Origin of the sequence: Methanofollis formosanus (genome assembly GCF_019633745.1) — an archaeon.
GTDB lineage: Archaea > Halobacteriota > Methanomicrobia > Methanomicrobiales > Methanofollaceae > Methanofollis > Methanofollis formosanus.
On record NZ_CP037968.1, the window covers coordinates 892,223 to 918,283 of the forward strand.

The 26,061-nt window shown below is 56.4% G+C and carries 24 protein-coding genes; 17 read left to right on the forward strand and 7 right to left on the reverse strand.

Annotation, left to right across the window (positions count from 1 at the left end; translation table 11 throughout):
* The first annotated feature begins 548 nt into the window (after positions 1–548).
* The gene (locus tag E2N92_RS03930) at positions 549–971 is read left to right on the forward strand and encodes a hypothetical protein (protein WP_220682390.1); all 423 of its coding nucleotides are present in this window, start codon (positions 549–551) and stop codon (positions 969–971) included.
* A gap of 111 nt (positions 972–1,082) precedes the next feature.
* On the opposite strand, the gene E2N92_RS03935 is transcribed toward E2N92_RS03930, so the two are convergent.
* Positions 1,083–1,256: a helix-turn-helix domain-containing protein gene (locus E2N92_RS03935; RefSeq protein WP_220682391.1), complete on the reverse strand. Its 174-nt coding sequence runs from the start codon at positions 1,254–1,256 to the stop codon at positions 1,083–1,085.
* Positions 1,257–1,378: 122 nt separating this feature from the next.
* Between E2N92_RS03935 and E2N92_RS03940 the strand changes: the two genes are divergently transcribed.
* The 6 genes from E2N92_RS03940 to E2N92_RS03965 all read left to right on the forward strand — a co-directional run bounded on the left by E2N92_RS03940 (position 1,379) and on the right by E2N92_RS03965 (position 3,512).
* On the forward strand, positions 1,379–1,648 hold the full coding sequence (locus E2N92_RS03940) for a hypothetical protein (protein WP_220682392.1): 270 nt from the start codon (positions 1,379–1,381) through the stop codon (positions 1,646–1,648).
* Complete coding sequence (locus E2N92_RS03945; protein ID WP_220682393.1) at positions 1,648–1,788, forward strand: hypothetical protein; 141 nt, start codon at positions 1,648–1,650, stop codon at positions 1,786–1,788. Before E2N92_RS03940 ends, E2N92_RS03945 begins: the two co-directional genes overlap by 1 nt.
* Positions 1,788–1,967 (forward strand): endonuclease Q family protein, encoded by a 180-nt coding sequence (locus E2N92_RS03950; RefSeq protein WP_220682394.1) that lies wholly within the window; start codon positions 1,788–1,790, stop codon positions 1,965–1,967. Before E2N92_RS03945 ends, E2N92_RS03950 begins: the two co-directional genes overlap by 1 nt.
* On the forward strand, positions 1,961–2,194 hold the full coding sequence (locus E2N92_RS03955) for a hypothetical protein (protein WP_220682395.1): 234 nt from the start codon (positions 1,961–1,963) through the stop codon (positions 2,192–2,194). Before E2N92_RS03950 ends, E2N92_RS03955 begins: the two co-directional genes overlap by 7 nt.
* Positions 2,194–3,084: an ArdC family protein gene (locus tag E2N92_RS03960; RefSeq protein ID WP_220682396.1), complete on the forward strand. Its 891-nt coding sequence runs from the start codon at positions 2,194–2,196 to the stop codon at positions 3,082–3,084. The genes E2N92_RS03955 and E2N92_RS03960 overlap by 1 nt, the downstream gene beginning before the upstream one ends.
* Positions 3,085–3,173: 89 nt before the next feature.
* A complete protein-coding gene (locus E2N92_RS03965; RefSeq protein WP_220682397.1) occupies positions 3,174–3,512 on the forward strand; it encodes a hypothetical protein in 339 nt (112 codons plus the stop codon).
* A gap of 763 nt (positions 3,513–4,275) precedes the next feature.
* Here E2N92_RS03965 and E2N92_RS03970 read toward each other — a convergent pair.
* Positions 4,276–5,019, reverse strand: a complete 744-nt coding sequence (locus tag E2N92_RS03970) for a hypothetical protein (protein ID WP_220682398.1) — start codon at positions 5,017–5,019, stop codon at positions 4,276–4,278.
* A 470-nt stretch (positions 5,020–5,489) separates the two neighbouring features.
* Positions 5,490–5,993: a hypothetical protein gene (locus E2N92_RS03975; protein ID WP_220682399.1), complete on the reverse strand. Its 504-nt coding sequence runs from the start codon at positions 5,991–5,993 to the stop codon at positions 5,490–5,492.
* Positions 5,994–6,106: 113 nt separating this feature from the next.
* Here E2N92_RS03975 and E2N92_RS03980 point away from each other — a divergent pair, with 113 nt between their 5' ends.
* From E2N92_RS03980 to brxL, 10 genes are all read left to right on the forward strand, one after another.
* Positions 6,107–6,358 carry a hypothetical protein gene (locus tag E2N92_RS03980; RefSeq protein ID WP_343222874.1) on the forward strand — a complete coding sequence of 84 codons (252 nt, stop codon included), beginning with the start codon at positions 6,107–6,109 and terminating at the stop codon, positions 6,356–6,358.
* Between the two features lie 67 nt (positions 6,359–6,425).
* The gene (locus tag E2N92_RS03985) at positions 6,426–7,625 is read left to right on the forward strand and encodes an ORC1-type DNA replication protein (protein WP_220682400.1); all 1,200 of its coding nucleotides are present in this window, start codon (positions 6,426–6,428) and stop codon (positions 7,623–7,625) included.
* Between the two features lie 4 nt (positions 7,626–7,629).
* Positions 7,630–7,770 (forward strand): hypothetical protein, encoded by a 141-nt coding sequence (locus E2N92_RS03990; RefSeq protein WP_246589304.1) that lies wholly within the window; start codon positions 7,630–7,632, stop codon positions 7,768–7,770.
* A gap of 413 nt (positions 7,771–8,183) precedes the next feature.
* Positions 8,184–8,885, forward strand: a complete 702-nt coding sequence (locus E2N92_RS03995; RefSeq protein ID WP_220682402.1) for a hypothetical protein — start codon at positions 8,184–8,186, stop codon at positions 8,883–8,885.
* Positions 8,878–9,429, forward strand: a complete 552-nt coding sequence (locus E2N92_RS04000; RefSeq protein ID WP_220682403.1) for a BREX protein BrxB domain-containing protein — start codon at positions 8,878–8,880, stop codon at positions 9,427–9,429. Before E2N92_RS03995 ends, E2N92_RS04000 begins: the two co-directional genes overlap by 8 nt.
* Positions 9,429–12,911 carry a BREX system P-loop protein BrxC gene (gene brxC, locus E2N92_RS04005; protein ID WP_246589305.1) on the forward strand — a complete coding sequence of 1,161 codons (3,483 nt, stop codon included), beginning with the start codon at positions 9,429–9,431 and terminating at the stop codon, positions 12,909–12,911. Before E2N92_RS04000 ends, brxC begins: the two co-directional genes overlap by 1 nt.
* Entirely contained in the window at positions 12,908–16,204 is a 3,297-nt protein-coding gene (locus E2N92_RS04010) for an Eco57I restriction-modification methylase domain-containing protein (RefSeq protein WP_220682404.1), read from the forward strand. Before brxC ends, E2N92_RS04010 begins: the two co-directional genes overlap by 4 nt.
* On the forward strand, positions 16,185–17,843 hold the full coding sequence (locus E2N92_RS04015) for a DUF2254 domain-containing protein (protein ID WP_220682405.1): 1,659 nt from the start codon (positions 16,185–16,187) through the stop codon (positions 17,841–17,843). Before E2N92_RS04010 ends, E2N92_RS04015 begins: the two co-directional genes overlap by 20 nt.
* Before the next feature lie 29 nt (positions 17,844–17,872).
* On the forward strand, positions 17,873–20,170 hold the full coding sequence (pglZ, locus tag E2N92_RS04020) for a BREX-1 system phosphatase PglZ type B (RefSeq protein WP_220682406.1): 2,298 nt from the start codon (positions 17,873–17,875) through the stop codon (positions 20,168–20,170).
* Between the two features lie 22 nt (positions 20,171–20,192).
* A complete protein-coding gene (brxL, locus tag E2N92_RS04025) occupies positions 20,193–22,223 on the forward strand; it encodes a protease Lon-related BREX system protein BrxL (RefSeq protein WP_246589306.1) in 2,031 nt (676 codons plus the stop codon).
* Between the two features lie 284 nt (positions 22,224–22,507).
* On the opposite strand, the gene E2N92_RS04030 is transcribed toward brxL, so the two are convergent.
* Genes E2N92_RS04030 through E2N92_RS04045 form a run of 4 tightly spaced genes read right to left on the reverse strand, consistent with a single transcriptional unit; the run spans position 22,508 to position 26,038 of the window.
* Positions 22,508–22,747 carry a hypothetical protein gene (locus E2N92_RS04030; RefSeq protein ID WP_220682408.1) on the reverse strand — a complete coding sequence of 80 codons (240 nt, stop codon included), beginning with the start codon at positions 22,745–22,747 and terminating at the stop codon, positions 22,508–22,510.
* Entirely contained in the window at positions 22,744–25,557 is a 2,814-nt protein-coding gene (locus E2N92_RS04035) for a hypothetical protein (protein WP_220682409.1), read from the reverse strand. Before E2N92_RS04035 ends, E2N92_RS04030 begins: the two co-directional genes overlap by 4 nt.
* Positions 25,554–25,904, reverse strand: a complete 351-nt coding sequence (locus tag E2N92_RS04040) for a hypothetical protein (protein ID WP_220682410.1) — start codon at positions 25,902–25,904, stop codon at positions 25,554–25,556. The genes E2N92_RS04035 and E2N92_RS04040 overlap by 4 nt, the downstream gene beginning before the upstream one ends.
* On the reverse strand, positions 25,901–26,038 hold the full coding sequence (locus tag E2N92_RS04045) for a hypothetical protein (RefSeq protein ID WP_220683042.1): 138 nt from the start codon (positions 26,036–26,038) through the stop codon (positions 25,901–25,903). Before E2N92_RS04045 ends, E2N92_RS04040 begins: the two co-directional genes overlap by 4 nt.
* Between the last annotated feature and the right edge of the window lie 23 nt (positions 26,039–26,061).

The following is a 26,061-nucleotide window of genomic DNA, read 5'->3' on the forward strand; positions in this document are numbered from 1 at the left end:
AATCTTCCGATCTCCTTTGTTCGCGGAAAAAAGGGCGTTGCAGACGGATATACCTGTCTTTTTGATCCTTATAGAGAAAATAACCCCCATTATCAGTTAAAAACCAAATTTGATCCCATAAAGGATCCATATGGCTCAGGGAGAGATTGAAGGGGGACAATATCGGGCTCCGGGCACTGCGTGCACCGAACGGCAAGGTAAGTGACGGAGCGCTCCGATACCCGCTCTTGACGAGATAAGAAGAGTTGTCAGATCCGTCGACGCAAAATCCATACCGATGCCTTCGGCATGGGGCTGAAAGACAGAGGGGATTTGAACCCAAAATCGGATGCTGCCATGGAGAATTAAGGCTCCGCGTCCTATTCCGAACCTTAAAAATCCCCGCTTTTCCCAATAGTCGACTATACGATACTGACCCACAAGTGGATCAACTCTCCATTCCTGATCATCAGATATATTGGTTCCGATCGTGTGGTCCCCTTTCTGATCACATTCAAGGCGGCCATGTCACGATCATCACGCTCTCCTCTCGCCGGTGACGGCCCGCCGTGCTCACTCGCGCGGCTCGCGACGCACCGCGGCCCTCCCTCTGGATCTTTTTTCTGGTATCTCCGACTGCCCCCGGCTTCGTCGCACCGCTCCTCACCGGAGGCTCCAGAACGGGCGGGCTGCGCACCGTGCTGCGGCACCGTGCTCCGCCCGCCGCCCACCTCAGGCTGCGGCCCGAGGTGGGAAAATGTGAAGATGCCAGGGACGTGAGAGCGCCGGAGCAGGCGATCATGGGGGCGCTGACGATGGCGATGCAGGAGGGTGCAGACGATGCACGCCATCATAGATCCAGGAGAGCGCCGGAGCAGGCGATCATGAGGGCGCTGAAAATTTTTCCAGATGATGGACGGGCCCCGGCGGTCGGTGCGCCGCGAGCCGTGCGAGCAAGCACGGACCGCCGGCGGGGGCGGGTGGCGGGATAGACCGTCACCGGGGCCGGAGCGAGAGCGGAGTGCCCCGGCGATGGTGAGCACAGCGCCAGCGTCCGGAGGTGTCGGGACGCTGAACAGGTACGAGAGCCACCGCCACGACGATCAGATGACGAGTTCGCCGGACTGAATTTTATCAATGGTGCTTTCCGAGACCTTCCACGATTTCCCGATCTTGATGGCTGGAAGTTTTCCTTCACTGATGTACCGCCGCAATTCCCGCGGTGTCGTGGCCAGGAACTCGGCCACCTCGTCGAGGGTATACATCTTCTCAGGCATTGATTCTCATTAGGTCGCATTGGTATATATTGGTTACACATACATACCAATGTATACCAATAATAACATATTTATACAATTAAGTCCTATAATGGCATAGTGGGCGGGAGTCCACAGGAGGTATGAAAACGATGCCTTTCAAAAAAGCGGGAAGGATTGCCCTTGAACGGGGCCGCCTTCAGGTTGAGATCGACGACCTCGGCCGGTTCGCCTTCGACGAGATGACGCTGGTCGACGAGGCCGGCGAGCGGCACGGCTACGTGATGGAGAGTTCCTCAGGTCGTGCGGTGAACTTTCACATGGCCGGCCGGCTCTATACGGTCGTGCGGGCACAGTTCCTCCGGCTGGTCGCCGGGGACATCGGAAAAGCAGCGGTCTTCGAGGTGGCGTGATGTTTGCAGACACGAACGCCACCCCGGCTCACGAAGAGCAGGGAGAGTTTGCCCTCTCCCTCTATCATTCTTGTGTTCTGGTCCCATCCCCGTACGAGACCGGGCCGGCGTACGCCGTGGTGCCGCGGAGGGGTGCGTGATGCAGGCGGTGGACTTCAACGCCGGCTGCCGCACGCTCGCCCAGGTGCGGCGGGCCGGCCGGGTGCCGCGGTGCCCGGTCTGCGGGGAGGTCCTGACGTTCGGGTCACGGGACCGCGTCGAGGGTGCGGACTACTACCACTGCCCGCGGGACGGCGAGCAGGTGAAGTGGGGGTGGTGAGAATGGCCCCCCTCACCTATCTTGATGCGATCCCGCCTGCCGACCGCGAGCGGCTCGCCGCCCTGGAGAGGCGGGCCGAGGCCTGCGAACAGGAGGCGGCGACCTGCCGGTACGCGGCGGAACGGATCCGCCGGCACTATGAACAGATGGTGGCGGTCTTCGGGGTGGAGGCCTGCGCCGCCCATGCCCGCCGGCGGCCGGTGGCCCCGATCATCGAGGTGCCATGATGACCTCGGTCTACGAGCAGGTGCGGGCCCGGGTCCTCGACGCCCTGGAAGCCGGCACGGTGCCGTGGCGGCAGACCTGGGAGGGGATGACCCCCACCAACCTTTTCACGGGCCGGCCCTACCGCGGGATCAACCGGATTCTTCTTGCCGGTTCGCCGTGGTGGGGGACCTACAACCAGGTGCGGCGGATGGGCGGCCATGTCCGCCGGGGCGAGCGGGCCGGGGGGATGGTGATCTTCTGGTCGATGGAGGAGTCCCGCCAGGAGGTGAACGAGCAGGGCGAGGAGGTGATCGTGCACGCCCTTCGGGAGCGGCCGGTGGTGCGGTGCTACAAGGTCTTCAGCATCGAGCAGTGCGAGGGCGTCGCGGCGCCTGAGGGGCGGGCGGTGCGGCCGATCGCATCCTGCGATGAGGTCGTCCGCCGCAACGATCCCCGCATCGTTCCCGGCGACCCGGCCTATGCGCCGTCGCGGGACGTGATCCTGATGCCGCCGGCCGGGCGGTTCGTCTCGGCCGAGGCCTACTACTCGGTCCTCTTCCACGAACTCACCCACTGGACCGGTGCGGCCCACCGTCTGGACCGCGAGGGGATCACGGGAGCGGTCCGCCTGGGCAGCGAGACATATAGCAGGGAAGAACTCACGGCGGAGATGGGCGCCGCGTTTCTGTGTGCGATGTGCGGGATCGATACGCCGCCGCTCCGCGAGAACACGGCGGCCTATGTCGCCGGGTGGCTGCGCTCCATCCGGGAGGGTTCGGCGGCTGACGTGATCCGGGCGGCGACGGATGCGCAGAAGGCGGCGGACTTCCTCGTCGGGGACCTGGCCCCGGCCTCCTCCCTTCGGCACGCGGAGAGGAGGAACTCGCCCTCGTCCGAGGCGATCGCATGATTCCACTCCGCCGGTTTTTGTGGAGGACTGTGTACGGGGACCTCTGGCGCGCTCTGGGAACCTCAACAAGACAACCCGGCGGTAGGGTGATGATCACCACCCTCAAAAAAACCCAGATCGAGAACGTGCACCTCGAAGCCGATCCCGGCTGGCACGCGGCAGGATGGTTCTTGCGGGTCTCCAGTCCTGAGGGGGACATGTGGACGGTCGGCCCGATCCTCTCCGCTGAGTCATTGCCGGTACCCACCGACCCACCGCACTTCCCGCCAGGGTTCGTGGAGGACTTCGACGCCGAGGTCCTCGTCAATGCCGACCGTCTCACCCGACTCCTCAATGCAGATCGGAGAGACGGTTCGTTCCTTGGAGCCTATGCGAGGGCGCAAGCCCTTGACACCGTGGTGTACCCCCTCCCCGAAGACGAGCAATAGATTCAGAGGGGACCGTCCATATGTCTCCCTCAGGACGCTGGCGCTGCGCTCACCGTGATCGGGGCGCTCCGTTGCACTCCGGCCCCGGTGACGGTCTATCCCACCGACCCACCCCCGCCGGCGGCCCGTGCTTGCTCGCATGGCTCGCGGCGCACCGACCGCCGGGACCCTCCAACACCTAACGGCCGTCAAACATCGCTACGCGGTTCCCCTTTGCGGGACACCCCAATCTTCACGGTTTCCCACCTCAGGCCGCAGCCGGAGGTGGGCGGCGGGCGGTGACCGGTGCCGCAGCACGGGGGACCGCCCGCCCTCTCCGGAGCCGGCGGTGAGGAGCCGGGGCGACGAAGCCGCGGGCGGTCGGAGACGACAGGAACAAGATCCTGGATCACCGGACCACGGTGGGACGGGAGCGTGCGAGCGGCCCACGGTGGTCATATCGATCAACGCTCTGAAGGCACGCGTTCACTTTCACGGCGCACGGACTATACTTATGCCAAATATAGTGTCATCATTATCTATGCCACTCGAATGTGGCGAAATACCCTGGAACCGGCGGAGAAGTCTGCCGTTCCCGTGATGGAAGACCATACGCCTGTCACCGACGCCGACGCCGTACCGCCACGTCGCCGGTGTACTCGGGGCGGGTTCAGAAGAGGCTCATCGCAACCTCATCATGGTGGTCTGCACCTCCCAACCTTCACCGAACTTCATTTTTCTTTTTTTGTTGTCGAAACGCTGCGTCCTCGAGCAAAGCACCGCCTCACACCAGAACCCAGCACACCGACAGCACCACAAACACCGCACCCATCAGAATCAGGATCCCCTTCTTCCGCCGGCCATCGCCCGCCTCGCTCACCCGCAAGAGCAGGAACGGGATGGTCACCCCGGCAAGGTAACCGGGCACCGTGAAACCCGGGGGTTTCCCAAACTCCCAGGAGACGTACTGATACAGAAGACCGACAAGGAAGACAACCACCCCGACCACCAGAAGACCCTTCCCTTCTTTCCCCTCCTCGACCCGCGCCCGGGAGGCCTGGACAAGTGCGGCCAGGATCAGAAACACCAGCAGGCCTTCAGCCGCCGCTTCGATCCCGCTGAACCCATAGATATAGTGAATGTCTGCCACGCGTGCGATGGCAAGCAGAAAGCCGGAGAACGGGATCGGGAGAAGAAGGAAGATACACAAAAGGGAGTTTCGCAGCAGAGTGGACGGTGGGTTCCACCCGAGCGCCGGCAGAGCGCCATACCAGAGCAGGATGATCCCGCACATAGCAGCGGTGAGTGCCACAAGTGTGCTCTCAAAACCCCAGTTGTCGCAGTCGCTGGGCACGTAGTGGGCGAGGAGGAAACTCGGGGCAGTGGGCGAGGCAGTGTTTATGATAAAATGCTGGATAATGGTCTCGTTGGGAAGGATCTCAAAATTATTTAAGACCACAATGCCAAAAAGAACCATTATCACCAGGGGGAATACGATCGCGACCTCAAACGGGACGCCGCTGGTCATCAATTCTTTTTTGAACTCCTCGTAAAACGATCGGGGGGACATGGTATCAGGTCTTGGACTTTTTTATTTCATCAACCGCGTTCGATGTCCTCTCTTGGTCACCCCCATAATGGGTGTTTCGGTTTTGATCGGGGGTGGGTGAGCCGGTCCGGACCGAACCCTACCAACCCCTTTCCTACCCGTTTCCCCCAAAAACACCCCAAAAACGCGCCGATTTCTGCCCATCTCTCCCGCCCTTTCCTCGCCCACAGTCGCACCGCCCCTCCTGCGAGTCCGGCACCACCTCTACCCCCCATTCTGGCCCCGATACACCCGCGGTTTCCGCGCTCAAATCGCCAAAATACGCTCAAAATAGCAGTTTCCCAAACGCGGCCCATTCCGCCCAGATCAGCAGGCTCAAAATCGAAAAACACGCCCAGAACGGGCAGATAAGGGAGGAGGGGTGATCCCCCCCTCCCGGTGGTCTCCCCTCAGGCCAGGGCGGCGACCCCGTCGGCCCAGGTCTCGATCGCGTCGCTGATCGCGTCGTCCTCATAGGACGAGATCCGCACCGAGGTGCGGGTGAAGGCGACGAAGTAGACCTCGCCATTGGCGTCGTGGCACCGCAGGCGGCACGCGTACGACTCGCGGCCCGAGTCGGCGACGGCCGTCCCCCCGACCGCGGTCTCGAGGGCGGCGTTGCCAAGAAGTTCGGTCTTCGCGGCGTTGAACCCCGCAAGGTCCGGCGCCCGGGCGGAGGCGTTGCCCAGGACGTCGCCGAACTCGTCCTCGTAGACGATGCGGGCCGTGTAGGCCTCGGCGGCCTTCTCGACGGCAGGGTGGGAGACGCCCGACCCCTCCCACGGGGTGCACCCCCACGGGTTGTTCGTCAGGATGTCCTCGATGATGCCGTTGAACGTGGCAGCATCGACGATCGGCGCGGTGAGTTTCCGCACCGACGTCTTGTTCGTGGTGGACAGGACAAAGTCTGCCATGTGCTCTCTCCTGCCTGGAAACTCCCGGGAATGTTCACAGGCTACAGAATAGTATTCCTATAAGCAATATTAATCTGACTTTATCGCAAAACATCATATAAAGAGTTTAGGTGATGCAAATGGCCGCCGAGCGGGACCTGCGGGAGATGATCGTTGAAACGAACCGGGACGTGAAGTGGATCTGCCGGACACTGGAGCGGGTGGAGAATCGCGACGCCGAGATGGAGACGCGGCTCCGGGCGCTCGAGAACTGGCAGAGCGAGCGGGCCGGTGAGGAGGTCAGGGAACGGCGGGCCGCCGTCGGTGCCGGCGGCGTGGTCGGCGGGATCGTCGCGGTGGTGGTAAAGGTGATGGGGTGGGGGTGACCGCCCCCTTTCACTTTCACCCCGTGCCCGGCCCGCCCCTATATATCCGGGCGTCCACCCCTCCCGCATGACACCCCGGTATCTCATGGCCGACCAGGCACTCTTCCGCGACCCCTCCCTCTTCGAGACCCACCACCTCCCCGAGGTCTTCAACTACCGCGACGCCCAACTCAAAGACCTCGCCTTCGCCCTCAGGCCGACCCTCTACGGCGCCCGCCCGCTCAACACCCTCCTCCAGGGTCCGCCGGGCACCGGCAAGACCACCGCCGTCCGCCGACTCTTCGCCGAGGTCGAGGAGACGACCCCGCAGGTCGTGCCGATCCTCGTCTCCTGTCTGGGGAAGCGGACGACCTACGCCGTGCTCAGCCAGATCTACCTCACGCTTTTCAACCACTCGCCGCCTTCACACGGGCCCTCCAGTTCCCGGATTCTCTCCGAGATCGGGGACAACCTTGCCAGGCGGGGGGCGGTGCTCGTCGTCTGCCTCGACGATGCCAACCACCTTGTTCAGAAACGGGTCTTGAACGACGTGCTCATCCGCATCCTCCGTCTCCATGAGTTCTATCCAGGGGCGCGGACCGGCGTGGTGATGACCGACTCCTCGATGGACCTCCCTCTTCATCATATCCTCGACCCGTCCACCTGGTCAAGTCTCCAGGCGAGCACCATCTCGTTCCCGCCCTACTCCGCCGACGAGGTGCGGAGCATCCTGGCCGACCGGGTGCGGGCCGGAGTGTATCCCGGGGTGGTGCCGCCGGCGGTGCTCGATGATGTGGCGGAGCGGACGGTTGGGACCGCCGACCTCAGGATCGGGATGGACCTGATGAAAGGAGCGGTGCACCACGCCGAGCGAGCAGGCCAGAAGACGGTGACGGTCGGGGACGTGGAGACGGTCTTCGCCGTCGTGATGCGCACCCGTCTTGCCAGCACAGTGCAGACGCTCACCCCGACGGAACAGTCGGTGCTCGCGGTGCTCGCCGGGATGGCGGACCGAAGGGAGGAAACGACCTCGGGCCGGGTGTACGAGGCGGTCACGGCGGTCGAGCCGATGAGTTATACGATGTTTCATGAGCGGGTGCAGCGGCTGGAGGGGTTGCGGTTGGTGAGGACGCGGCGGCGCAAGAAGGGGCAGGGGCGGACGCGGGAGATTGTGGTGCGGGAGGGGGTCTCCGATGCGGTTTCGGCAGGTTCATCGGGAGAGTCGATGAACGGTTGTATCGGAGTTGCTGACGATGAAAAACGTCGATATGAGACTGGAGGGGGATAGGCTGGTGATCACGGTCGACCTCGCGAAGGATTTCGGGGAGTCGAAGTCGGGCAAGTCGATCACGATCGCCTCGACTGAGGGGAATGTCTCGGTGCCGGAGCATGAGGAGATTAAGATTGGGTTGAATGTGTATCGGAAAAAGTGAGGGGGGAGCGAGGTGCCCGGTCACGCGGCCGGGCTTTTTGCATGGCCTTACCCCCCCACATGCCTAGAAGAAATCTAGGAATATCTTGACACGGATCACTTCACCTTGTCCATGACACCAGGATCAATTCCTTCAACTTGGAGAGATGGTCTACTAGGATAAGGGATCTCCCAGAATAAAACCCAAGGATCTATGAACTGTTATTACAATCATAGAGTTATAGATCCATTATCAAATTGATTTTTTACATAAATGGTTCTGAAATAACCCTTGATTCATTAAATGCAATTCATAAAATTTTTATAAATCAAACGGGACATCAAATAGATGTGCAACATCATTTTAGCGATCAACAATATCCTGAGGATGCTGGTTTTTTAAACACAGTCGGAGCTCACACTGCTCGAACTATAATGTTCAAAGAAATATCAATACTATTGAATGCAACCGACACGGAGACTTCATTTGATGAACTCAAACACAGAGTGCAAGAGGACAATCTACTCCAAAAATCTAGCACCTATGGAAGAAAAAAGTCTTTTTCTCTCCTGAAGAAAACATACGGGCTCGATCCTCGGATCTCTCTTTTTCGGGCATTTCGCTGGGCTTGGAGCCTGAGCGAAGAGGATGAGCGTCCGGTTCTAGCACTTCTCTGTGCCTTATGTCGTGACGCATCTCTTCGGGTTTCCGCATCTTACATCCTCGAACTGCCCCCGGGGGCAATCGCGGAAAAAAAGACGCTGTCCTCATTACTCGAAGAGGCATTTCAAAATGGGTACAGCCCGGTAGTGATCAGAGTGATGACACGGGAACTGCTCTCGTCGTGGACCCAGTCTGGGCATCTTCATGGCAGTGTGAATAAAAAACGAACGAAGGCCTCACCTAACGCTGTTTCAACTGTGTTTGCACTTTACATCGGGCATTTAAGCGGATTACAGGGACGGACACTTTTCGATTCCCTCTGGGTTCACGCACTCGATGCAACCGAACGTGAACTTAAGGATTCGGTTCATCTGGCTTCCAAGAAGGGATGGATAAAATACCGTGAGAGTGGTGGGATGATGGAAATCACCTTTTCCCCAGAGATCTTCGCCGGGGTGACCACCAGTGAGTAAAATCGACGACCTGCGTGCGGCATACAAGAGACAAGTATCGCTCCCATGGAATGACTCACTATCACCACAAGAAAAGGTCTGGTTCTGCATCTATGACCCTCCACTGGAACGCCGGCTTCAAAAGCAGATGGAATTATTTGCTATTGACACACGGGAAGCAGGACACAATTGGGTTCTAATTGATCTTACAATCCTCTTTGATCAGTTTCTTGCATCAAATGAATATCGTGAAAAATACTACCAAAATCCTAAACTCATAAAATTTGAAGAGATAAATTTCCTCGAGTTCCTCTCTGAATACGTCGAGAAACATGCTAAGAGGAGTACATTTTCGTCTGTTATTGCGATTACGGGCATTGGATCGCTGTATGGTATCATACGGATCAGCAAAGTCGTGGAGGAGATTGTGAACAACATCCCGATTCCAGGTCGCCTTCTTGTTTTTTTCCCAGGAGAACGGGATGGAAGAAATTATCGATTATTGAAGGCGCGGGATGGATGGAACTATCTTGCCACCCCGATTGAAGCAGGGGGAACAGATTGATGATGCCAAATTACTCTTCAATTTTAAACCGAGAAGTATTCGACGATGACCCGAAGACCTACACCTTACCCAACGACGGTGTTGCGAAGGTTGGTCCACTCCCAGAGAACAGAGAAGATAAGCAATGGGTTGTCGCACGCTACGAACTTGAACACTTTGTCTGTGAAGGATCCTATCATGATGGACTCAGAAGGATCCTCAGATCATATCTCCAGAATCTCGATCATCCTTCACAACCCGCGGCATGGGTGAGCGGGTTCTTTGGATCCGGGAAATCACATCTCGTTCGCGTCCTTGAGTTTCTTTGGTCGGATCTTAACTTTGCTGACGGAGCTACCGCCCGCGGGATCTGCAATCTTCAGCCCGACATTGTTGAAGCGTTGAAGGAGTTGACGACAGAAGCCCGCCGGGCGGGAGGCATCTGGTCAGCAGCGGGTACGCTCTCCAATGGTGATTCGGACGATCCCCGTCTTGCGGTACTCCAGGTCGTTCTCCGCTCCGCAGGACTGCCAGACAACCCCGATATCGCACGCGTACATCTCTGGCTCGTGCAGGAAGGCATTTATGACGAATTGTATGAAAAACTGCGAGAACTCGGAAAAGAGAAGGATATGGGGCGGCCTTTTGTCTCAGAATATTTCGCCCACGCCCTTCTCGAACTGAAACCGAAATTCGCTGACTCCACCACACAGGCGACCGAATTTCTTAGCAATCAGTTCATCACAAACCGTCAGATGACAAATCCCGAACTGATCGGTCTGATGAAAGATATCTTCCTTCTGAAGGGTTCTATCGAGGGACAAATTCCACTCGTCCTCCTGGTGCTTGACGAAGTGCAACAATATCTGATGATCGGAGAGAGCAATAAGCAATTGCTCGCATTTCAAGAGATCATTGAAGACTGTTGTAAATGTTTCGAGGGGAAGCTGCTCATCGTAGCTACAGGACAGGAGGCCCTTCAAGCGAATGTCCTGCTCCAGAGGCTCCAAGGACGATTTTCGGTTCGCGTCCAGTTAGAGTCGAAGGATGTCGATGTAGTACTTCGTCAGACGGTGCTACGCAAGAAGGAGTCAATGAAGAAGCCGCTGCAGGAGGTCTTTGATCAGGTGAACGGGGAGATCTCAAGGCATCTTGGTGGAACCAAACTCGCCCACCAGATGGAAGACAATAAGGCTCTCATCCTCGACTATCCACTTCTTCCTACCCGGAAACGGTTGTGGGACCGGATCCTGCACGCCGTCGATACGGGGGGGATGAGTACGCAACTGCGGACACAGTTGCGCCTGGCATACGATGGTGCCCAGAACGCTGCATCCAAGCCTATTGGGACCGTCATCCCGGCTGACTTCATTTTCAACCAGTTGAATACCTATTTGATACGGAACGGACTGCTCGCTGCAGAGATCAACGAGATGATCGGGAAGGAGAATGATGGGACCTCAGATGGTGAACTCAGGTCACGTATCTGTGCGCTGATCTTTCTCATTCAGCATATTGACGATTCCTTTGGTGTCCGTGCAAACGAACAAACATTATCAGATCTTCTTGTCACAGATCTCGTCGCAGGGAGTGATCCGCTCAGAAAGAAGGTTCCCAAACTCCTTGAAGATCTCAATGATCGCTGTGTGATCAGTGATGTAGGGGATCGGGTCTATCACATCCAGACCAAGGAAGGAAAGGCGTGGGATTCAGATTATCGGACTAAAATCGCGCATTACAAAGCAGACGATTCGAAGATCATGTTCAAGCGGGACGAGTTGCTTGGCCACGCTATTGAAAAGGAATTGCGTGGGCTCAGTCTAGTCCAGGGGAAGAGCAAGACCCCTCGCAAGATCGACCTTACAATCTTTGGGCCGACGAAACCGGCAATCGGAACCGACGCCCCGCTCTGGATACGGCACGGGTGGGAGGCCCAGGAGTCTCAGGTAAGGCTCGAGGCCCAGGAGGAAGGGAACGAGAGTCCCCTTGTCATGATCTATCTACCCCGGATGCATCACAACGAGATTAAGAATGAGATTGCTGGGATGCTTGCCGCAACTGAGATTATTCAGAGTCGACCGACACCAACGACGTCTGAAGGGCATCAGGCCAGAACCAATATCGAGGCGAAGTGCAAGAGTCATCAAACGAAGATTGAGAGGTATATTGGTTCTATACTTAAGAATACGAAGATGTATCCCGGGGGTGGGATCCCCGTCGACTGTCCAGACCTCCCCAAAGCAGTTCACGACGCGGCGCTGAACTCGATGCTCCGCATGTTCCCCAGGTTCAACGAAGCGGATGCTGTTGGCTGGGATCGAGTGATCACTCGGGTCAAGGCGGATGTGAAATCTCCACTAGAGGCGATCGGATTCTCAAAGGCGACCGAAGAGCACCCTGTCTGCAAGGAAATCCTGCATCAATTACATTCTGGTCCAAAGACCGGCAACGAGATGCGAAAAGTGCTTGAAGGTCCTCCGTTTGGGTGGCCGAAGGACGCGGTCGATGGAGCGCTCATTGCCCTCTGTGCCTCTGAACATCTGAGTGGCACCCTGCAAAGGAAGCAGATCACAGCGAAAGAAATGGATCGGAAGAATCTCGGGAAGATGGAGTTCCACACTGAAACAGTAGTTCTCTCAGTGGATGATAAACTCTTACTGCGGGCTCTCTGTACGGACCTCTCAATTCCAACCGAAGGCATTGCATGGGTCGAATCCGCATCCAGTGTGCTTGATGTGGTCAGCAGACTCGCCGAGAAGTCAGGGGGTGAAGCGCCCAGGCCGGAACTGCAGACGCCTGGATACCTGGCAGATCTGCGATCACTCTCCGGCAACCAACTTGTCAAAGAGATTGTGGCAAATCAGTCCGCCATCAAGAGCGATGTCAAGAATTTGAAACAAAAATCTCAACAGATTGTGGAACGAATTCCGGCATGGCGACAATTGACAGTATTAATCGATTATGCAGAAGGACTGGACATCCTCAATGAGGTTCTAGAGCAGTACAACGCGATCTTCGAGCAGCGGAGTTTACTCTCAGATCCGGATCCGGTACCTCCACTTCTGATGAAAGTTCGAAACGGGTTGCGCGAAGCCCTGACCAAAGGAGCAAAGCAAGTTCGGTCTGCGCAGGAGTCGGCACTCACTGAGTTGAAAAAAGACAAACTCTGGCAGCAACTCTCAGAATCCCAGCAGGTGGATCTTCAGATCAGGTACAACCTTATCATCCAATCTCCTCTGTCCCTGAAAAACGATGATGAGATCATCACTCAAATCAAAAAGACCCCACTCATATCCTTCTCACAGACCGCACGATTAATAGAGCAGTCTCTGCCTGATATTCGAGCAGAGATGGCGAAAATGCTGGAGCCGAAGACAGTGGAGGTTCTACTCTCCTCTGGGGCTATTGTCAGAACCGAGGAGGAACTTGACTCCTATCTGGCCGATCTGAAAGAACGAGCGATGAGCGAAATAGGTAAGGGCAACCCAGTGATGCTAAAATGACAGTGCTGGAGAAATCAGCGCGGAACCAGTTGGATAAGGCAGTGCAGGCTGCCCGACGAGCAGCGACTGCTGGCGCAGATCGTGCCCTGCGGGCACTCTCCGTGGATCAGGGAAAGAAGCCAACTTACCTCACTCCTGAGCAAAACGAACTGCGCCGGAGGCTCCGTGTCCGGTGCCGAGGCTTTGGGTCATGGCAGGATCTCGTCCGGGCGGTCGCGTATGAACAGTGGCACCGGATGCTCTTTGCCCGTTTCTTGGCTGAGAACGATCTGTTGATTCACCCACTTTATCAAGTACCGGTCACACTTGACGAATGCGCCGAGATCGCACGCAACCGTGGTATCGACCAGTGGGAGGTCGTGACCGAGTATGCAGCGGGAATGCTACCGGGAATCTTTCAGCAGGATGATCCGCTTCTCCTCCTGAAGTACGCCCCGGAGGATCAAGCGGCCCTTCAGGAGATCCTGGAGGGCATACCGACGGAAACATTCCAAACACAGGATGCACTCGGTTGGACTTACCAGTTCTGGCAGACAGAGGAGAAGGAGAAAGTCAAAAAGTCGGAACGAAAAATCGAAGGAGCAGACATCTGCGCAGTCACGCAACTCTTCACCGAGCCATATATGGTGCAGTTCCTGCTCCAGAACACGCTCGGCGCCTGGTGGCTCGACTGCCATCCAGAGAGCCCCTTACGGTCTGAGTGGATCTACTACAAGGACGAGGTCCAGCATAATTTCTCCACGTTCCCGAAGAAGGCAAAGGAACTCTGGCTTCTTGATCCGGCGTGCGGCAGCGGGCACTTCCTCGTCGAAGCCTTCCACATGCTGCTTGCGATTCGGCAGGAAGAGGGTGAGTCCCGCAACGAGGCAATCAGGGGGATTGTGCGGGATAACTTACACGGGCTCGAGCTCGATCCCCGCTGCATCCAGATCGCCGCCTTTGCCATCGCAATGGAAGCATGGAAGGCTGGCTTCCCCACCAATCAGTACCTTCCGCTCCCGAACTTGGCCTGTGTCGGTCTCCCCATCCGTGCGGAGAAGGCCGAGTGGCTCAAACTTGCCGCTGGAGACGGGTTGCTCGAAGATGAACTCGAGAAGTACTATGACCTGTTTAAGAACGCCGACAGCCTCGGTAGTCTGATCCAGATCGAGGAAACCGGCACCTTAGTTCCAGCAGATGTACTGATGAATAAATTGGAGACGGCACTTGCAAAGGAGAAGGCGATCAGTGACCCGGTGGCCGAGGCGTTCGGCGAGACGGCGAGTGGGATCCTGAAAGCGGTGCAATACCTGCGCCGGAAGGACTATCATATCGTGGTGACGAACCCGCCATTTTTGAGTAACCGAAGGCAAGCAGACAGTCTGAGGCCAGTAATTGAAAGAGACTTTCCATCCTCAAAATATGATTTGTCTACTGTTTTTATTGGGCGATCAAAATTATTCTGTTGTGCTAGAGGTTTATTCGGATTAGTTTCTCCACAAAATTGGTTATTTCTGACTAGTTATCATAAAATGCGCAATGAATTATTACAAAGCCAGTGTGTAAAGATAATCTGTAGATTGGGACCAAATGCATTTGAAGAAATTTCAGGACATATTGTAAAAGCAATTTTAATTGTGTCCTCAAATATGGATCCAGAGTATAATTCGTCGATTTTAACAATGGACGTATCTGAAATCAAGGAAACCCATGAAAAATCAAATGGATTATCAAATCAAAACTTTCAAATAGTAAATCAAATTGAACAATCTAAAAACCCCGATTCACGAATCGTTCTCACCACTGTTTCTGCGGGACCCCTACTCGAAGAATATTCGGATTGTTATGTAGGGGTATTGAATGGGGACTCCCCTCGTTTTCAGAGAAGATTCTGGGAAATTCCCAAACTAGACGATCTTTGGGTTTTCCAACAGACTACTGTGGAGAAAAACATCCCCTTTGGCGGGCAATATATGATTTTATTTTTTGATATAAAAGAGGGACATTTACGGGAAGATGCAAGAATCCGGCGGGAAAAGTTGCATAATAGTGATCAAAGAGGAAATAAATGCTGGGGAAAATGGGGAGTTGCAGTTAGTGCGATGGAACCCCTCCCTGTCGCTCTATATACAGGGGCAACATTTGATTCTAATGTTGCAATATTATTGCCAAAGGATATAAGAAACCTTCTCCCCATTTGGACATTTTGTCAGAGTAAAGAATACCATGCTGCGGTTCGTCAAATTGATCAAAGTTTGAAGGTAACCAATGCCACACTTGGTAAAGTCCCCTTTAACCTTGATCATTGGATAAAGGTTGCTTCTGAACAATACCCAAATGGACTACCAAAACCATATTCTGACGATCCCACCCAATGGCTTTTTCACGGCCATCCAAAACCTTCTGCTACCCCACTACACGTCTCTATTGTCGGTCTCCTTGGGTACCGCTGGCCGGCGGAAATCGATCCGACAGTGGAGTTATCATCGATGGCAAAAAAATGGATTGCCGAAAGCGAAAAGCTCCTTTTATTTGCGAAATCGGACGGCATCGTCTGCATCCCACCAGTATGGGGAGAACGCCCGGCAACGGAACGTCTTCGGAGCATTCTCGCCGCCGCATATGGGGGTGATTGGTCGCCAAGAAAGGAGGAGGAAATCCTAAAACAGGCCGGATACACGAAGAACAGTGGGCTTGAGGGATTCCTCCGCGACGAGTTCTTTGCATCGCACTGCAAACTCTTCCACCACCGACCGTTCATCTGGCAGGTCTGGGACGGCACGAAGGATGGTTTCTCTGTCCTGCTCAATTACCACAGACTCGACCGGAACGCTCTCCAGAAACTGATCTACACATACCTTGGGAACTGGATCGCCCAACAGAAGGATGAAATCCGACAGGAGAAACCTGGTTCAGAACGGAGGCTTGCCGCTGCAGAGAATCTCAAAGGAAAACTGGAAAAGATCCTCGAAGGCGAGCCACCGTTTGATATCTACGTACGGTGGAAGCCACTCCACGAACAGGCGATGGGCTGGGAACCAGACCTGAACGACGGCGTGCGGATGAACATTCGCCCGTTCATGGAGGCCGGGATCCTACGGTGGAAACCAAACATCAAGTGGGGGAAAGACCGGGGTACCGACTCGGTCCCGAACTGTTCAGGGACGACGGAGCGTTTAAACGACCTTCACTTCAAATTGGAGGAAAAACAGAAGGCGAGGGAAAATACTGGAGAGATGCGGGAGGCGGACCAGTGCATATTGCTCGTCGAGGAAAAACAGAAGGCGAGGAAAAATGCTGGAAAGATTGCATAAAAAATGCAGTGATTGGACCCATACCCACCCATATGGGCACGCGATTTCTATTATCGGTGCCCTTTTTGTAGGAACATATTTCTTGGCAACAGTGATTACAACATTATTTCCAGAATTAAGCATCACCGATGAAAATGCCCGATATTTTATTAGCGCTTCAAACCAGATTCAGGCAACTATCCTTGCCATCGTAATCTCCCTCACGCTTCTTGCAGTTGAAATGACTGCCTCAAAGTATTCCCCGAGAGTTATTGAAATATTCAAAAAAAATGCATCACTGTGGGTTTTTCTCTCTAGTTATGCCCTTTCAATCACAATCGGTTCGATCTTTCTCCTGTTCATTGGCAGCCCGAATTTTCCTGTATCCACTACAACCGGGACGTTCTTTCTTCTTTCGCTGGGAATTATTCTCATATTTATGTTTATTCCTTATGTCTTGAGCACGCTGGAATTCTTGAACCCAGAGAAAACGATCAAAAGGCTTGCGGATTTAGTCAATGTAAACTCTATCAGCCCGCAGGTTGACCCATTCCAATCAGTCTTCGACGTCATCTACGGTGCAATTAAAATTAATGATTTTACTACCATGAGCACGGGTCTGATCTGTGCTGAAGAGCGATTTAAAGAACTTGTCACCAGCGGTCCGGCGAATTGGCAGGATGATTACGTTTTGTTCCGGTTCTTTGATGACATAAAACGTTGTGGCTTTCTTCTCATTGAAAATAAGGAAGATAAATATGCATTTGAGATAATCAATCGTTTGGATACAATAAATGAATGGGCTTTCAAAGAGCAGAATACACTTATTCTCAATAGATCTTGCCGTGCGATAGAAGAAATTGCATTCAAAGCGTGTGAATCTGGCCTGGTTTCTGTTGTCGATCGTTCACTGACAATATTGAAAGAAACATCCGACTCAATTGAAGGAATTGAAGGATTATCCCAAGACGATGAGGTTACGATAAAATGGAGTTGCACATTATTTTCGTTCGTTGAATCAATAAGTAATATCGGTAAGGCCTCGGTCAGGCAAGATCTGAACACTTCAGCGCGGAAAGTGGGTGAAATGCTCAATGCTCTTGGAAGGTCTGCAATAGAAAAGAACCTGTTCTTCAAGGATGATTTTATCTTTAAACGAATAAGTGCAATCGTACTCGAATCTTTAAAACAAGATAAAACTACTTTAGTTAATTCATCTATCCAAACATTACAGTTCCTTGGTGCATATTCTATCCGCCACGATCACAGTAAGGAAGCACTATGGACATTGGATGAACTGAAGGAGATTGGAAAATATGCAGCTCATCAAAAGAAAGCACAGGTTGTCCAGAGTGTAGTAGATGCAATTCGATATATTGCCATTGTATCTATAAAAAATCAGATGAACGAAACTGAAACAATTGCTCTTGATTTGATTGTAAAATTCCAAGTTATATTTCCTTCACATTTTAAGGGTGAAAACAAGATTCGTTTATTTGATTATGGCTCTCTCGATTCAATCACAATATCAAAAAAAGAATACGATCTTTTACTCGCCTACGAATCTTTCCAATTGGAACAATATCTTCAGCCACCGGATGATTATGATGAGAGTTATGATGAGAGTTATGATGACGAAACACTTGTCATCTCGCTATAATCCAAATCAGACTGCACGAGGTAATTCAAATGAAACAAACCTTCCTTGACCGGGTATGCGAATCGCTCGCTGGTGCCATGAATGATTACAACCGGGAAGACGTCGTCCGGCAGCGGGTGGTCGTCTTCCCAGACATGAAAGGAGAATGGGCGCCCATCGTAGCTCGCCTTCGGGACATTCTCCCCGTTATCACCTTCGGCACCTATGACCCTGAACACCTGACCGGCCCAGCCATCTACCTCCGCGGCCTCGTTGCCCATACCATCGATTCTCCCCTCCCCAGAGATCAACCGGTGATTGTGTACCTTCCTGGATACTCCCGAGAACAACTCCGTAACCTCGAAGACTGCCCCGACGAGATCAAACCACTCGCCGGCCTCCAATACCTCGGCAACGTCTGGTCGCAACGGAACGGGCGTGACTGGACTCTGCTTGCATTTATAAAGACAAGCCAGGGTGGCCTCTCTATCCAAGTCCACGATGACTCCGAGACTCGGGACGCAATCCGAAACGCAGCCGCCGTTCTCGCCGACGAATCGGTGGAGTTCCTGAAGACAAAGGAACCGCTCAACGCATCCTTCTTCAACGAACTCCACCACCCCGACCCAAACAAACAGATTTTACAGTGGATGAACGATCCGACCGGGGAAGAACAGCGGATGAAAAACAACAGTGACTGGGGAGCCTTCTGCAAGATCTGCGGGAAAGAGTATGACCTCGAACCCGAAAAGGACGGGGCTTCCACCGGTGCAGATAAACTCGGGGCTCAGGTCGGCAAGTGGGCGGAGGTCTGGGAAAGATTCAAGGAGAAGCCCGAGGCATATCCCCAGATCCCTCAACTCCTCCGTAGTGCAAAACAACCGAAGTGGACTGTCTACACAGACTCGTGGCCACAACACAATGATGCACAAGAAAAAGAACTCTCCCTGAAATTCATGGCTCTCAGTGGTGTTTCCCCTGAGGAAGCGCGCAAACAGATAGTTAATCTGGAAAAAACGCATGCCCAGCGGAGAAAGTGGATATGGGCGGAGATGGGGGAGAGTCCGCTTGCACGAGCCCTCGAACACCTCGCACAGCTCGCGACGATCACGAAGGATGCGAAGTTTGGCGGAACTATACAGGAGCAGGCGGAGCGGTACGCCCATGATATGTGGCAGGCAGATGACGCGGTGGTCCGTGCCCTCGAACAGGCGACAGACAAGAAGAATCGAGAGGCGATCACAGTCGCTGTCAATGCACTCTACCGGAACTGGCTCGATGTAATGGCGGAGGCATTTCAGAAGGAATGGCAACGGGAACCCGCAACGATGCGCAAAGAGAATCAAGAACCGACAGCTGGTGAGGTAATGATCTTTGTCGATGGCCTCCGGATGGACCTCGGCCATCGCCTCTGCTCGATCTTGAAGGAAACGGGGTGTTCCTGTAAACTCTCTCATCATTTCAGCGCCCTCCCAACCCAGACCTCGACTGCGAAACCCGCAGTCATGCCGATCGCCGGTGAACTCAACGCTGGGGAAGACCTGACTCCCAAAACAAAGAGTGGGGCGATCGCGACAAACTCGGCGTTGCGCAGCATTCTTAAAAACAAAGGATTCAACGTGCTCAGCGAATCAGAGACCGGGGATCCCGAGAGATCCGCGTGGACAGATTGTGGTGATATCGATACGGAAGGGCACAACAAGGGATATGCCCTCCCAGAAGTCCTCGATCGGGAGATCAAAAAGATCCACGACCGGACGATTGAACTCCTTGATGCCGGCTGGCAACAGGTACGCATCGTCACCGACCATGGCTGGCTCTTCCTCCCTGGCAAACTCCGGAAAACCGAACTGAAGCCTGGGCTCACTGAGGTGAAGAAGGGACGATGTGCAGTTTTAAGAGCCAACGCCGTCGTTGAATATCCTGTAGTTCCGTGGTTCTGGAATCGCACAGTTCGGATCGTCCTGGCCCCAGGGAGTTCCTGCTTTGAGGGGGGGAGGGAATATGAGCACGGTGGACTCAGTCCACAGGAGACAGTTGTACCGGAGATTGTTGTCCGAAAAGGCGCGAGCCGTAGTAAAGGCATTGTGATTGGCCGAATCACATGGACTGGGTTGCGATGCAAGGCCCATGTTGACGGTGCTGAGGGCCATGTAGCCGACATCCGATTGAGGCCAGCCGACGCACAGAGCAGTGTCACAGCAAGCAGTCGGGAAGTTGGAATCGAGGGCAATGTATCACTTATCATCAGCGATGACAGTATGGAAGGTAGGGACGCCTGGCTCGTCGTTATGGATCGGCAGAAAAATCCAGTGGCACAGAGAAATGTCAAAATCGGAGTGGAATAACTGAATGTGTGGCTTTGACGAGTTGGATTCAAAGGTTACAGCGGCGTTCGAAGGCTACGTGGTCCGCAAAGACCTCGCCCACAAGTTCCGCGGGGGCTACCCTGTCCCGACCTACGTTGCCGAGTTCCTGATCGGCAAATACTGCGCCACCACCGACGAAGTCGAGATCCGTGAAGGCCTCGACATCGTCCAGAGGCAACTCGCCGAGCGGATCGTCCGCGCTGGCGAGAACGAACTCTTCAAAGCCCGCGCACGCGAGCAGGGTTCAGTCAAAGTGATCGATCTAATCACCGCCCGCCTTGACACCCGCTCCGACACCTTCATGGCGACCATTCCAACCCTCCTCCTCAACGATGTCTATATCCCAGCCGAGATGGTTTATGAGAACGAACGGATGTTAACTGGCGGGTTTTACGCCGAAGTCGAACTCGAGTACGGTGCAGGCCCCGGTGAGAGTAGGAGCAGCAGGCCCTTCTCTATCGTCAATCTCCGACCTATCCAGCTTTCCAAGCGGAACGTCCTCAAGGATCTGGCTCGCGGACGGCAGGAGATGACCACTCACGAGTGGAAAGAATTCCTGATCCGGAGTGTCGGCCTCGAACCAAAATCCCTTGACGAGCGCGCCCAGAATGTCCTCTTCCTCCGAATGGTCCCGTTCGTCGAGAAGAACTACAACTGCATTGAACTTGGTCCGCGTGGCACGGGCAAATCCTACCTTTACCAGCAGATCAGTCCATACTCGCACCTCGTCTCTGGTGGCAAGGCAACGGTGGCCAAGATGTTCGTCAACAACGCCTCAGGCCAGCGCGGTCTCGTCTGCCAGTATGACGTCGTTTGCTTCGACGAGGTTTCAGGGATCAGATTCGACCAGAAGGATGGTGTCAACATCATGAAGGGCTACATGGAATCGGGTGAGTTCAGTCGTGGCCGTGAGAGTATCCGCGCCGAGGGCGGCATTATCTTGCTCGGCAACTTCGACGTCGATGTCGAGCATCAGCAACGCATCGGCCATCTCTTTGGTCCGATGCCGCCGGAGATGCGGGACGACACGGCTTTCATGGATCGGATTCACAGTTACATCCCAGGGTGGGACTACCCAAAGATCCACCCATCCATGATGACCGAGCACTATGGGCTCGTCAGCGACTTCCTAAGTGAGTCCTGGCGGCAACTCCGCAGCAGCACTCGACTCCACCTCATCTCTGACCAGCTCCTCCTTGGCGACGCCCTATCTGGCCGTGACCGTCGGGCAGTCATGAAGACAATCGACGGCCTCCTCAAACTCCTCTACCCCTCGGCCGAGACAGAGATCCCCGACAAGGATCTCGAATGGGCCACCCGCCTCGGGCTCGAGTGTCGGCGCCGGGTGAAGGAGCAGCAGAAGCGGATCGGTTCAGCGGAGTTTCGCAACACGATGTTCAGTTACCGGCTCGGCCATGGAGGCATTGAGCAGTACGTTGCCACTCCTGAATTGCACAAGGAGAACACGATCAGCCCTGACCCCCTCCCGTCCGGCCAATGCTGGGCTGTCGGTCCTGACGAGGAAGGAGGCGGCAGCGGCCTCTACAAGATCGAAGTAACGGTAACCCCCGGTTCGAGTATCCGGCTGATCAACGTCAAGGCGCCGGCAGGCCTTCGCGAGAGTCTCCGAACGGCGGAGCAGGTGCTCTATACTCAGTATCGGCATCTCGTTGGCGACCATGACCCGACCAACGTCGAGTACTCTGTCCAGGTCCGTTCGATGACGCCTGCCGGTGGCGGGGTTTCACTTTCGGTCCCAATTCTCCTAACACTGGTCTCGGCGACGCTCAACAAGAGCCTCAAAGGGGGCATGGTGATCGGCGGCGGGATGAGCGTCGGCGGGACCATCGAACCAGTTTACCATTCTCTCGACATGGCCGAACTTGTGGTTGAGAAGGGGGCGACCATGCTCCTCCTCCCTGTCGCGAGCCGAAGGCAGATGAATGAGATGTCCGATGAACTCGCAACACGACTTACCGTGGTTTACTACACTGATCCTCGTGATGCTCTGCTGAAGGCGATCGGAGAGTGATCAGATGCCATGTGTGGATGTTCACCAACAGCATCCTTCTCTCTACAGGAAAAGTCACCATTAAGAAGGGGAGATGTCCATCTTTGTTGATCTGATGTCCCCCCCACGATGTCGATCGGCCCTACCAAGAATTCTTTACTATTCTCTCTCCCGTCATTAATCCTGTCATGGTCTCACTGCTAAAGGTTCGAACATCGTCGATGGAATAGTTCAGGGATGGAAACTCCGTTGACCTGGCTCGTCATCGCCGTCAAGAAAATTATACAACCCTCTAAAATAACCTCTCAAGCACTTTTCTCCCCCGCATTCACCATCCCCACCCCCGCCGTCACCGCATAAAACGTAAACATCACTGTCACGTACACATTCCCGCTCCAGAACCCGTACGCCACCCACAACATATTCCCGCACACCCACACGCCAAACCCCGCCGTCCGCACCCTCGCACTCCGACACGCGACCAGCACCGCGCCCGCCATCCCGAGCACCACCGCCGGCGCGAGGAGAGGATCAAAAGGGATCATGAGATCCCCTTCCCCATATTCCACTCCCGCACCAGCCGGGCAAAACACCCCTCGCAGAGCACCACCTGCCCATCACCCGACCGGTGCACCGCCTTCCCCTCGGCGCACACATCGCACCGGCCCAGGTCGGTGCTCACCCGCGTGAACTCCCGGTGGTCCAGGACACCCGGCAACGTCTCTTGCAACAAACCCTTCCGTTTTACAGCCGTTTGCAGCAGTTTGCGGAAGGCGCCGTCACTCAACGAGCAACACGGCGCGGCCCGATCCTTTTTTTCTCTGCTAGACGTCGAGATCACCGGATCAGTTGCAACATTTCGGGTTTCGCACACACACCCACCCACAGACCCATGAGGATCCCGGCCACCGGGTGGGTGTGGGTTTTGCTGGAAACGAGTACTAAGAGAGAGACGCGTCTCTCTATCTGTACTAGTACTGTCAGTTACAACGTCGTCCTGCGCCGCTTGATCTTCGCGGCCGCTGCTGTAATCCTGCTGGAAACCTGCTGCAATGTTGCAAGAGTCGGCGGGGCCGGGACCATCGTCCCGGTCCCGGTCCTCACCGCCGTCTCTGCGGTCGTCGATCCACACCCCGGCCCCGCGGGCCCACTGCCGGTAGACCATCAGGTCGAAGGAGAAGAGGTGCTCACGCCGGCGGATCGCACACCCCTCCGCGTCCTCCGTGACCGTCGTGTCGAAGTAACTGATCGCCGGACACTTCTCCAGGAGGCCGGAGTAGGTCGAGCCGCGGCTCGCATAGCCGTGGAGGATGCGGTAGACCTGGTGGTAGGAAAGCCCGAGGGCGTCCTGGAGCATCTTGATCGTGAACTGGTCCCAGCCCATCGCCGCCACCGTCTCCAGGGCAGCGGCCTCATTTTTTGTTAGTTTGGTCTCCTGCCCGCCAGAGTCGCCGTTGATCGCCGTATAGATCCTGGCGGCGATGGCGAAGTCCTCGCGGTTTGCCCGGATGCCGCCGTCGTAGCGCTCGCGCTGGAACCGGTGGAGCAGCGCCGAGGCCTTGATGAGGTCGAAGAGCATGCCCGGGTTGCGGCGGTTGGCCGTCACCGAGAACTGCACCCGTTCGGCGTACGGGATGGAGACGTGGAGACGCTCCTCCTTGAGCACCTCCCACATCGCCCGGCAGACCGGGAGGCCGGGGTCCTCGGCGTCGCCCTCCGCCGCCTCGCGGGCCTCGGCATGTTTCATGTGCTCGAGCACCCGTTCGTCCTGCTCGAGCGAGTCGTCGATCCAGACCGTGAGCATCCGGTTCATCACCTGGTCGTCGCCTGGGTCCTCGACGCGGGCGAGCCACCAGACGCACCGCTCCGGGAGGCGGCAGACCTGGATCTTGCGGTCCGGCGAGACGGTGTGGTGCTCGATCCGCTCCCTGAAGTTTGCCGTCGCGGCCTTGAGGACCTCCTGGAGATCGTCGGAGAGGGAGACGTCGTCGAAGAGGAAGACCGTGCCCGGGCGGAGGTTGTCGTGGTAGTAAAGCGCTTTGTTGCTCACGGTGCCGGCGAGACGGTACGCCGCCGGGACCTGCTTGAGCATCGTGGTGCAGGCATGGCTCTTGCCCTTGCCCGAGTTGCCCGACACGGAGACGTGCAGGCCGGTGGTGTTCTCCACCGACTGCGAGGCGAGGGACATCACCAGGCACTCGGCGACGATGCGGTCGCCGACGTGCTCGCGGCCGAAGGTGTCGAGGAGGAAGGCGAGCGGGTCGCCCTCGGTGAGGATCTCCATCGCCTCCTCCCGGTCGGCCGGGTCGGGTGCCGGCGGGACGGGTGGGGGTGGTGGCGGCACCTCCTCCCGTTTTCTCCGGGCACGCTTCTCCCGCGGCTCATAGCGGTCCCGCAACTCAGGCCACCGCTGCACCCCGCCGCCGCAGCTCGCATGGTGGCACCCGGCATAGATCGCACCGGAGGGGAACTGGACGGCGAAGGCGCCGTCGTGGTGCGCACCGCTGAACGGGCAGTCCTCCAGGGCGTAGAGCGTCCCGCCCTGCCAGGGCCGGGTGTTCCGGACGCCGAGGCCGTGGTCCCTGAGCCAGGCGCCAAGTTCGAGGGGCGTGCCGTTCTTCGGTGCGGGTGGCGGTGCCTCGATGGGGAGGCGGCCGGCGACCTTCTGGAGCACCTCGATGGTGATGATGTTCGTCTTCTCAGGCACCGAGAGGATCTTCGCCCGCCGGTGCGGGCGGGCGGGGGTGTGGTCGCCCTTGCGCGAGGTGGTCCCATACAGTTTCCAGATGCGGGCGGCGTTGAAGTTCGCCGTGTCGACGGTCACCGCGTCGTCGGAGAAGAGGGCGTCGAGGGTGACGAGCACCCGCTTCACCAGGGCGGCGGCCGCCTCGTCGTTCGCAAGGTCGATGCGGTAGAGCAGATGGGCGCCATTGCCCGAGTCGGCCATGATCGGATCAGAAAAGCCCTGCTCCGCGAGCCAGCGGGCGATCGTCTCGGCCCGCTGCAGCGCCGCCGCATGCTCCTCGTCGGTGGACGACACCCCGCTCGGCCGCACCGGGTCGAGGTCGATGGGAAGCCACCGGCGCCTGAGGATGTCGGCGTCGGCGGTGGTGGGGTCGCTTCGCGTCAACCGCATCTTCACGCGGTTTGCCCGCCTCGCGAGCAGCGCCGGGTCCACGACGTTGAGGGTGACGTACGTCCCCTTCACCTCAGGGTCGGCGTCGAGCGCCTCGGCGGCGTTTGCCAACTTCGCAAAATCGTCGAAGTAGCCTGAGTGGGTGAAGCGGTCGGCGAGTGCCCGCACCTCCACCACACCGCCCGCCGGGAAGAGGGCGGCAAGGGCCGCAGCGATCATGGGCACCCCTCCGGGATAAGCGGAAACAGCGGCGCCGAGGCCGCTTCGCCCCGCACCACCCGCTGCACACTCACCAGCGGCACGATGAAGTGGCCGGCGACGGTGAAGACCTTCACCGACCGTTCGAAGACGTTCATCGCCGCGTGGCCCACGATCGCCGTCTCGGTGACCACCGACCCGTCCTCCATCTCCTCGGCGACGAGCCCCGTCACCGGGACCACATGGCCGTGGAAGAGGAGGGGTTTGAGGTCGTCGGCACCGACGCGGTAATGCTCGTCGCCGACGAGGAGGTGCAGGCCGCCGCGGGACCCGAGGCGCAGCGTGCCGTTGACGGCCGCCTCGCTCATAGGTCCTCACCCCGCACGATCAGCGTGATCTGATAGACGTGCCCGCGGGTCCGGTGGACGTACATCTCAGAAATGGCGTCGCCGTACTGCTGCATCTCCCGGATGAGTGCCTGGGGGATGAGGTAGAACGGCACCGGATCGACAGATATTACATCTT